Annotated in this window: 10 protein-coding genes; 1 reads left to right on the forward strand and 9 read right to left on the reverse strand. The window is 68.8% G+C overall.

The features are described from left to right. Positions 1-124 precede the first annotated feature (124 nt). The 4 genes from NHG85_RS09635 to NHG85_RS09650 form a co-directional block, all read right to left on the reverse strand. On the reverse strand, positions 125-1,000 hold the full coding sequence (locus NHG85_RS09635) for a DMT family transporter (RefSeq protein WP_253331852.1): 876 nt from the start codon (positions 998-1,000) through the stop codon (positions 125-127). A gap of 70 nt (positions 1,001-1,070) precedes the next feature. Continuing rightward, the gene (locus NHG85_RS09640; protein WP_253331854.1) at positions 1,071-2,666 is read right to left on the reverse strand and encodes a TRAP transporter large permease; all 1,596 of its coding nucleotides are present in this window, start codon (positions 2,664-2,666) and stop codon (positions 1,071-1,073) included. Next, positions 2,666-3,436, reverse strand: a complete 771-nt coding sequence (locus NHG85_RS09645) for a TRAP transporter small permease subunit (protein WP_253331856.1) — start codon at positions 3,434-3,436, stop codon at positions 2,666-2,668. Before NHG85_RS09645 ends, NHG85_RS09640 begins: the two co-directional genes overlap by 1 nt. A 120-nt stretch (positions 3,437-3,556) precedes the next feature. Next, on the reverse strand, positions 3,557-4,570 hold the full coding sequence (locus tag NHG85_RS09650; protein WP_253331858.1) for a TRAP transporter substrate-binding protein: 1,014 nt from the start codon (positions 4,568-4,570) through the stop codon (positions 3,557-3,559). 183 nt (positions 4,571-4,753) lie between these two features. Here NHG85_RS09650 and NHG85_RS09655 point away from each other — a divergent pair, with 183 nt between their 5' ends. Then, a complete protein-coding gene (locus NHG85_RS09655; protein ID WP_253331860.1) occupies positions 4,754-5,449 on the forward strand; it encodes a GntR family transcriptional regulator in 696 nt (231 codons plus the stop codon). Between the two features lie 46 nt (positions 5,450-5,495). Here NHG85_RS09655 and NHG85_RS09660 read toward each other — a convergent pair whose 3' ends face one another. From NHG85_RS09660 to NHG85_RS09680, 5 genes are all read right to left on the reverse strand, one after another. Next, entirely contained in the window at positions 5,496-6,431 is a 936-nt protein-coding gene (locus NHG85_RS09660; protein ID WP_253331862.1) for a 2-hydroxyacid dehydrogenase, read from the reverse strand. Beyond that, the gene (locus NHG85_RS09665) at positions 6,428-7,216 is read right to left on the reverse strand and encodes a hydroxypyruvate isomerase family protein (RefSeq protein ID WP_370363010.1); all 789 of its coding nucleotides are present in this window, start codon (positions 7,214-7,216) and stop codon (positions 6,428-6,430) included. The genes NHG85_RS09660 and NHG85_RS09665 overlap by 4 nt, the downstream gene beginning before the upstream one ends. Then, positions 7,216-7,860: a 3-oxo-tetronate 4-phosphate decarboxylase gene (otnC, locus tag NHG85_RS09670; protein WP_253331868.1), complete on the reverse strand. Its 645-nt coding sequence runs from the start codon at positions 7,858-7,860 to the stop codon at positions 7,216-7,218. Before otnC ends, NHG85_RS09665 begins: the two co-directional genes overlap by 1 nt. Then, on the reverse strand, positions 7,857-9,092 hold the full coding sequence (gene otnK / locus NHG85_RS09675) for a 3-oxo-tetronate kinase (RefSeq protein ID WP_253331870.1): 1,236 nt from the start codon (positions 9,090-9,092) through the stop codon (positions 7,857-7,859). Before otnK ends, otnC begins: the two co-directional genes overlap by 4 nt. Further along, a partial coding sequence (locus tag NHG85_RS09680) for an NAD-binding protein (protein ID WP_253331872.1) occupies positions 9,092-9,643 on the reverse strand: 552 nt, incomplete at its 5' end. The genes otnK and NHG85_RS09680, both read right to left, overlap by 1 nt.

The raw sequence follows: 9,643 nt of genomic DNA on the forward strand, positions 1-9,643 counted from the left end.
AACTCGGGCCAGCCCCTGCTCGACCGCTGGCGCGAGCGCGAGGAGGGCGGCGCGCCCGACGCGCGCGTGGCCGACCGCATCCGCGCCTGGGGCCAGGGATCCTGACCGCGCGTTCCTGACCGCGCTAGCGGCGCTCGCGGTTCCAGATATAGGCCCCCGCCGCGATGATGATCGCCCCGCCCAGAAGCGTCCAGGCCGTGGGCCATGTGCCGAAGACGAGGATGCTCGCCAGAGAGGCGAACAGGATCTGCACATAGACCACCGGCGCCAGCAGCGAGGCATCGGCAAAACGGTGCGCCACCGTGGCGAGGATGTGCCCCACCCCGCCAAAGAGCCCGATCGCCACCAGCATCACCCCCTCCAGCAGCGTCGAGGGCCATTGCCAGACCGGCAGCGCCAGCGGCAGGATCACCAGCGTCGACAGCCCGCTCGACCACAGCTGGCTCGTCGCCGTGCTCTCGGCCCCCGCGAGCTTGCGCGTCAGCACGAAATAAAGTGCCGCACAGCTCAGCGCGCCCAGCGACAGGATCATCGCCGGGTGGAAGGCCGCGCCCCATGGCTGCACCACCACCAGCACGCCCGAAAAGCCCACGATCACCGCGACGAGGCGGCGGATGCCGACCTTCTCGCCCAAGAGCGGGATCGACAGCAGCGTCACCGCGATGGGGCCCGCGAACATCACCGTGGTGGTGACGGTAAGGGGCAGGTAATTCAGCGCCGTGAAGTTGAGGAACGTGCTGCCCAGAAGAAAGGCCGAGCGCAGGAACTGCAGCCCGGGCCGCACCGAGCGGAACCGCGCCAGCCCGCCGCTCGGCATGTAGAGCGCGAGCGAGAGGAGAAGATGCCCCGCGTAGCGCGCAAAGACCACCTGAAGCGCCGGAAACCCCGCGAGGATCAGCCATTTGGCCGAGGTGTCGATGCAGGTGAAGAAGGCGACCGCGCAGCCCATCAGCACCAGCCCGAAGCCGGTCCGGTCCTCGCGCGGGCGCACCGCCTCCATCAGGCCCCGCCGCCCCGAAGGCGGGCAGAGAGGGCGCCGCCGCGCCCTCCCCCCTGTCGCGTCCCCTGGCTCACAGGAACACCGAGACCAGCGGCGGCCAGATCAGCAAGAGCGACAGCGCCACCAGCTGGATCGCGATGAAGGGCAGAAAGCCGCGGAAGATATCGGTGAGCGAGATATCGGGCGGGGCCACCGACTTGAGGTAGAAGGCCGCAGGCCCGAAGGGGGGCGAGAGAAAGCTCACCTGCATGTTCATGCAAAACACCACCCCGAACCAGATCGACAGATGCGACGGGTTCAGCTCGCCGAACAGCCCGATCTCCTCGATCGGCAGGCGCAGGATGATCGGCAGGAAGACCGGGATCACCAGCAGCACGATCCCGACCCAGTCCATGAAGGCGCCGAGCACCAGAAAGATCGCCATCATGATCAGGATCACGCCCATGGTCGGAAGATCGCTTCCCACGATGGTCGAGGCGATGAAGGTCGGCCCGCCTGCGATTGTGTAGGCCCCCGCCAGCGCCGTCGCGCCGATCGTCACCCAGATGATCGTGCCGGTGGATTTCAGCGTCCTTTTCAGCGCCTCCCACAGCAGGTTGATGCTCATCTCACCGCGCAGCGCCGCGATCACGCCCACCGCGATGACGCCCATGCCCGCGGCCTCGGTGATGCCGGTGATGCCGCCGTAGATCGACCCCAGCACCACGCCGATCACCACCATCGGGCCGACCAGCCCCTTGCCCATCGACCAGGAGGTGCGGAACCGCTCGCGCCCCATCACGCCGAAGATCAGGCCGAGGGCCGCCAGCACCACCACCCCGAAGATCGCGACATGGGCGGGCGTGCCGAAGGCGATCGCCTCGACCCCCTCGCGCGCCGTGTTCTGCCCCGTCAGGGTCAGAAACAGCGCGCGCAAGAACAGCGCCGTGGCGAAGCCGCCGATGATGGTCAGGAGGAAGGTGCCGAAGAGCTTGCGCTTCTCGGCCAGCTCCGGCTCGCCGATCTCGGGCTCGGGCAAGGGTGCCAGCGCGGGGTTCAGCCGGGTGCGCACCACGATGTAGAGGATGAAGAACGAGGCGAGGATGAAACCCGGCAGGAAGGACGCGGTGAACAGCGCCTTGATCGAGGTTTCCGTGATGAGGCCATAGATGATCAGCACGATCGAGGGCGGGATCATCGTGCCCAAGCTGCCGCTGGCGCAGATCGTGCCGATGGCGAGGTTGCGGTCATAGCCGAGCCTGAGCATCTGCGGCAGCGCGATCAGGCCCAGAAGCACCACCTCGCCGCCGATGATGCCGGACATGGCGGCCATGATCACCGCCATGATCGAGGTGACGATGGCGATGCCGCCGCGGGTGCGGTTGAGCCAGACATTGAGCGAATTGTACATCTCGGCGGCGATGCCGGAGCGTTCCAGCAAATTCGCCATGAAGATGAACAGCGGGATCGAGATCAGCACGTAATCGGTGAGCAGACCGTAGATCCGCTGCGCGAGGATGTTGAGCGGCCCGGTGCCGAAGCTGGAAAAGAGAAGGTCGGGGCCGAACTTCATCACCAGCACGCCGACGGCGAGGATCGCCGAGGCAAAGCCCAGCGGCATGCCGATCGCCAGAAGCCCCAGCATGGCGAGCAGCAGCAGGGTGGAAATGGTTCCGATATCGAACATCAGTCGTGTCTTCCCTGTTCATGCTGTGCGCGGGCGGTCTGGATCATTTCCTCGACCTCGTTTCCGTCGATCACCCCGTGGCTCTCGGGGCCTTTGCGCCAGTCGGCGACGAGGTTCGCCACCGCCTGCAGCGCCACAAGCACCATCACCAGGAGGATCAGCGGCTTGAGCGTCGCGGGGATCGGCGGGTCGAAGGCGGTGCCGAAGGTCTCCCAGCGCAGGAACTTGTCGCGCGCCTCGTTCCACGAGCCCCAGATCATCGCCGCCGCAAAGAGGCAGATCAGCCCGGTCGAGATCACGTCGCAAAGCCGCTGCACGCCGCGCGGCAGCACGTCGTAGAGGAGATAGATGCGGATATGGCTGCGCTGCTGCATGGCGTAGAGCCCCGACAGCAGGAAGATGAACCCCGCCATCCACAGGCTCATCTCGTTGGCCCAGAGCGTCGGCCGCTCGAAGACGTAGCGCAGCATCACCTCGTAGGCCATCACCGCCACCAGCACCACCACCAGCAGCATCGTCACCCGGCCCAGAAACAGGCTGAGCCTGTCGACCGGCGTTTCGATCACGCCCTCTCCGGCGGTGGTGCGCGTCGTGCGCAGCCCCATGACCAGCGCCGCCACCGCCCCGAGCGCCACGACGATGTCGAGCGCGCCGGCGGTGAGATAGCCCGATTGCAGATTGTCGTTCGCCAGCCCCGCGAGGATGATGAAGCGTGGAAAATACCAGACCAGCCAGGCCATGCAGGCGGTGAACGCCGCAGGCCAGATCATGTCCCTCAATGATGTCGCAGCTTTGCTGACCACGGCCCTCTCCCTGTCGGCGTGTCGGTCGTCCCTCACGCGCAGCCCCCGGACGAAACCGGGGGCTGGCGGTCTTTCACGTCGCGCGGATCACTCCTCGGAGATCAGCCCGAGCTGCGTCATGAAGGCGGTGTGGCTGTCGACCAGCGCCTTGGTCTCGGGCGTCTTGGTCGCCCAGTCGGCCCAGGCCGCCTGCGCCGCGTCGCGGAAGGTCTTGCGGTCCTCGTCGGACCAGTCGTAGAGCTTCACGCCCTTTTCGCGCAGCTCGGCGGCCGCCTCGTTGTTGGCGACCTCGAAGGTGAGCGCGGTCTGGAAGGCGAGCTTTTGCATCGCGGTGTCGATGATCCGCTGATGCGCCTCCGACAGCCCCTCCCACTTGTCGAGACGGCAGGCGAGATGGTCCGAGGGCATGGAGTGAAAGCCCGGGAAGGTCGCGTGCTCCACCAGATCGTAAAGCCCCAGCCCGACGTTGTTGGCCAGACCGCTCGCGTCGGCGCCATCGATGATGCCCGTCTCCAGCGCGGTGAAGATCTCGGTGAAATCCATCACCACGGGCGAGGCGCCGAGATTGGCGAAGATCTCGGTCTCCATCCCCGGCGGCGAGCGGAATTTCCAGTCCTTGAGATCCTCGGGCCCGGTGAGCGGCTTCGACGAGGACATGGATTCCTGGCCGTAGATCCACCAGCCGACGAGCTTCATGTTGAAGTCGCCGTAAAGCTCGTCCGCGGTCTCGAAGCCGCCGTTGTAGAGCCAGGCATATTGCTGCCAGGGCGTGTCGTAGCCGCCCATGATGTCGCCCACGAACTGGAAGGCGGGGTTCTTGCCGGTCTGGTAGGCGCCGCCGGTCATGTCGCAGTCGAGAATGCCGTTGGCGGCGGCGTCGAAGGCCTCCACGGTCTTGACCACCGACGAGGAGAAGAACATCTCCACGTCGATCTCGCCGTTCGACATCACCTCGATGTCGTCGGCGAATTGCTGGGCCAGCCGGCCCGACTCCGTCTCGGGTGCGTAATGCGTCTGGATCCGAAGCGTCTCCTGCGCCATGGCGGGCAAGGCCATCGCCGCCACGAGCGCCGTGGAGAGACATAGGGTACTGGTCTTCATCGCTTTCCTCCCTCGGCGGTCCTCCCCGCCAGTTTCGCGGCTCGCCCCTCTTTTCCCCCGAAGATGGTATACCAGCCGTGACGTCACGCTAGCGAGGGGTTGCTCGACAGACAAGAAATTTTTGGTATACCAGATATACGCGCCCGCTCTTTCCCAAGCCCGCCCTTTTGCACAAGGCCCCAGATGACCGCCTCCCCCCTGCCCGAACAGATCGCGCTCAGGCTGCGCCGCGACATATTGCGCGGCACTCTCGCCCCCGGCGACCCGATCAAGGAGCGCGACAACGCGCTCGAACTCGGCGTGAGCCGCACGCCTCTGCGCGAGGCGGTGCGCATCCTCGCCAAGGAAGGGCTGGTGCAGCTGCGCCCCGCGCGCAGCCCGGTGGTGGCCGATCCCTCGCTCAAGGAGGTGCGCGACGCGGTGGCGGTGTTGCAGGCGCTTGAGATCCTCTCGGGCGAGCTGGCCTGCCGCGAGGCCTCGGACGCCGAGATCGCCGAGATCCGCGCGCTGTCCGAGCGGCACCTCGCGCTGAGCGAGACCGCCGAGGGCGAAGGGCTGATCGAGCTGTTCGAGATCGACATGGCGTTCCATACCGCCATCGCCCGCGCCTCGCACAACCCCGCGCTGGCCGAGACCCACGCCGCCTATCTCGCGCGGATGTGGCGGCAGCGCTACCTCTCGGCGGTGCAGCGCCGCGCCCGCGAGCGGGTGCGCACGCAGCACGAGAACATCGTTGCGGGGCTCGAGGCGCGCGACCCGGCCCGCGTCGCCTCCGAGATCAACGCCCATCTCGCGGCGCTGATCACCAATCTCACCCGGCTGTTCGAGGCGCGCGAGGCCGGGCGCGACCTGACCACCGACGAGACGGGCATCGAATGATCGGCGGCGCGGCTTCGGGAGGAGCCGCGCCGCCGGGGCCGCCGCTTCAGTTCACCGGCGTCGGCAGCGCCTTGCCCGCGAGGAAGGCCGCGACATTGTCGCGCTGCAGCTGCCCCATCGCCGCGCGCGTCTCCTGCGTGCCCGAGCCCTGGTGCGGCTGAAGCACCACGTTGTCGAGCGCATGAAACCGCGGGTCCACCTTCGGCTCGCCGTTGAACACGTCGAGCCCCGCGCCCCCCAGCCGCCCCGTCTCCAGCGCCTCCAGCAACGCGGCCTCATCCACCGTCGAGCCGCGCGAGATGTTGATCAGCACCCCCTCCGGCCCCAGCGCCTCGATCACCTCGCGCGAGACGTAGTTCTCGGTCTCCGGCCCGCCGACCAGCGCCACGACGAGGTAATCGACCGAGGCCGCCAGATCGACGGGATCGGCGTGGTAGCGCCAGCCCGGCGTCTGCTTTTCCGAGCGCGAATGGTAATGCATCTCCATCTTGAACGCCGCCAGCCGGTCGGCGATGTCGCGCCCGATCCGGCCCAGCCCCATGACGCCCGCGCGCCGCCCCGAGACCTTGCGGTTGAGCGCAAAGCTCTCGCCCCCGGCCCAGGCCCCCGAACGCACATGCGCATCGCCCTGCCGCATCCGCCGCTGCTGCATCAACAGCATCGCCACGGCGAGATCGGCCACGTCGTCGTTGAGCACGTCGGGCGTGTTGGTCACCCGCACCCCGGCGGCATCCGCCGCGCCGACGTCGATCGCGTCGTAGCCCACGCCGTAATTGGCGATCACGCCGAGCGCGGGCAGAAGCGCCATCTCCTCCGCCCCGAAGGGGTGATGCCCCTTGTAGGCCACGGCGCGCACATCGCCCCGCTCGGCCTCGGGCAGGTCGCGCATCGCATCGAGGCTCGCGATCACCCGCGCCCCCATTTCGCGCAGCCCCGCCATGTCGGTCTCGGTATAGCTGCCGATCGCCAGTATCTCGCTCATCTCGCTCCCCCTGCCCGCTCTTGCGGAAATGCGTCCATCCATGAAAGCCCCTCCTCGGTGCGCCCCGAGCGTGGCCTGTATTCCGCGCCAATCGGCGCCTCCCAGCCCATCTCGCGCATCGCCGCGATCAGGTTGGGGTAATGCAGCTCGCCGCCATCCGGCTCGCCCCGGTCCGGCACGCCCGCGATCTGCACATGGCCGACCATGCCGCGATGCGTCTCGAACCGGCGGATCAGGTCGCCCTGCATGATCTGCAGGTGATAGCAGTCGAACATGATCCTCAGCGCCGGATGCCCGACCGCGGCGCAGGTCTCGGCCGCCTGTTCGACATGGGCGAGGTGATAGCCCGCCACGTCGCGCCGGTTGATCGGCTCGATCAATATGCCGATGCCCTCGGGCGCGGCGAGCTCGCAGGCATGGGCGAGGTTGGCGCGAAACGCGGCCTCGGCCGCCTGGCCACCATCCGTGCGCCCGGCCATGACATGCACGTTGCGCGCGCCGATCGCGGCGGCATAGTCCACCGCCTGCGCGATCGCCGCGCGCGCCGCATCCTCGCGCCCCGGCAGGGCGCAAAGCCCGAACTCCCCCGCGGCGGCCTCGCCCGGCACGGTGTTGAGCCCGAGCATCTCGAGCCCCGTCTCATCGAGCGCCGCGCGCAGGTCGTCCACCGGCGTCGCATAGGGAAAATGGCACTCCACCGCGCCAAAGCCGTGGCGTTTCGCGGCGCGCACCGCGTCGGGCAGCGCCAGATCGGTGAACAGAAAGCCCAGATTGGCCGAAAACATCAGTCCCACTCCACGTCGAATCTCGTCACCACGTCTTCGATCTGCGCCGCGCTCAGCATCCGCGGGTTGGCCCCGCGCAGCAGCATGGCGAGCTTCGCGGTCTCCTCCAGCTCCTCCATCGCATAGACCGCCGCCTCCAGATCCTTCGCCGCCACGACGGGGCCGTGATTGGCCAGCACCACCGCCGAGCGCCGCCCCGCCAGCCCTCGCACCGCGTCGCCCATGGCCGGATCGCCGGGGCGGAAATAGGGCAGCAGCTTCACCTTGCCCAAGCGCATGATCGAATAGGCAGTAAGCGGCGGCAGCATGTTCTCGGGGTCGGTCTCGGGCAGCATCGACAGCGCGACGGAATGCGTGGAATGCAGATGCACCACCGCGCCCGCCGTGCCCCGCGTCTCGTAGAAGGCCGCGTGCAGCGGCATCTCCTTGGTCGGCCTGTCGCCGCCCACGTGCCGGCCCTTTGCGTCGAACCGCGCCAGCCGGGCGGGGTCGAGGTTGCCGAAGCTCGCCCCCGTGGGCGAGACCAGCAAACCGCCATCCTCGCAGCGCGCCGAGATGTTGCCAGAGGCGCCGCCGGTCAGACCGCGCGCAAAGATCGACGCGGCCTGGGCACAGATCGCCTCGCGCAGCCGGCTCTCGCTCATGCCCCCTGCCCCAGCATCGCATCGGCTTCGGCAAAGAAGTCCGGCCCGCCGAAATTGCCCGATTTCAGCGCCAGCACCAGATCAGGCCCCGCCCGCAGGCAGGGCACGCCCGGCGCGATCTCCGGCCCGATTTCGAGCGTATCGCGCGCCAGCGCCTCGACCACCGCGCCCGAGGTTTCGCCCCCGGCGGTGATCAGCCGCGCCACCCCGCCCTCGACCAGCGCCCGCGCCGTTTCGGCAAAGAAATCCTCGACCCGCCCCGCCACGGTCTCGCGGCCAAAGCGCTCCTGCGCCGCGCGCACCACCTCCGGGTCGGCCGAGGAATAGACGAGCGGCAGGCCCTCTTGTGCCAAGGCCCAGCCCGCCGCCTCGCGCGCCGTGATCTCGCCCGCCATCAACGCCTCTGCCGTGATCTCGAGGCGCGGCCCCTCGTGCCGCGCCACCTGCGCCCGCGTGGCGTTCGAGCAGGAGCCCGACAGCACCGCCGCCCGGCCCGACTGTCCGCGCCAGCCCGCCGCCGCCTTCGACAGGCGGCCCGCCTTGCGGAAGTTCTCCGGCAGGCCCATCGCGATGCCCGAGCCACCGGTGACGAGCCGCAGCCCCGCCGCCGCCGCCCCGAGCGCCATGAGATCCGCGTCGCGGATCGCGTCGCAGACAATGAGCCGCGCGTCGGTGGCATCGAGCCGCGTGCGGATCGCCTCCGCGCCGTCGAAAACCACATCGGCGGGCAGATGCCCGACCGGTCCTTTCACCTGCCGCGCCAGCCAGCGGCGCAGGTCGGGGTCGGTCATCGGCGTCAGCGGGTGGTTCTCCATGCCGCTCTCGCTCAGAAGCCTGTCGCCGACGAAGAGATGCCCCTGGTAGACCCTGCGCCCCGCGCCCGGAAAGGCCGGGCAGAAAATGACCCGATCCGCGCCGAGCCGCTCGGCCAGCGCCTCGGCCACCGGGCCGATATTGCCCTGGGGCGTGGAATCGAAGGTCGAGCAATATTTGAACAGGATCTGCTCGCAGCCCTGCGCAAGCAGCCAGTCGAGCGCATCGAGCGAGAGGCGCACCGCCTCCTCCACCGGCACCGAGCGCGATTTGAGCGCGACGACCCCGGCCTCGACGCCCTCGTCGGCAGCGCCTTGGGGCACGCCGACATATTGCACCGTGCGCATGCCCGCCCGGGTCAGCGTGTTGCCCAGATCGCTCGACCCGGTGAAGTCATCGCCGATACAGCCCAGCAGCATCACGCCTCTCCCGGCAGCGCGAGCCCCGCCTCGCGCGCATAAAGCTTCGTGACGGCGGCGTCGTCCTGCGCGCCCCAGCCCGCCTCGACCGCCGCCTCGAACCGGCCTAGTGCCGCGCGGGTGAGCGGCACGGACAGCCCCGCGCCCTCCGCGATACCCGAGACGATGCCGAGATCCTTGGGCCAGATCGTCACCGCCGAGCGGGGCGCGTAATCGGCCTCCACCACATGCGGCGCGCGGTTCTCGAACATCCACGAATTGCCCGCCGAGCCGCGGATCACCTCGACCGCGCGGCCAAGATCGAGCCCCTGGCTCGCCGCCAGCGCCAGCGCCTCGCCCATCGCGGCGATATGCACGCCCGCGAGAAGCTGGTTCACCGCCTTCATCGCCGAGCCCGCCCCGGCCTCGCGCCCGAGGTCATGCACCGTCTCGGCCATGGCGTCGAGCGCCGGGCGCGCGGCGGCAAAGGCCGCCTCCGAGCCCGAGGCCATGATCGACAGCCGGCCTTCGCTGGCCTTGGCCGCCCCGCCCGAGATCGGCGCGTCGAGATA

The organism is Limimaricola litoreus, from assembly GCF_024159025.1.
Classification (GTDB): domain Bacteria; phylum Pseudomonadota; class Alphaproteobacteria; order Rhodobacterales; family Rhodobacteraceae; genus Limimaricola; species Limimaricola litoreus.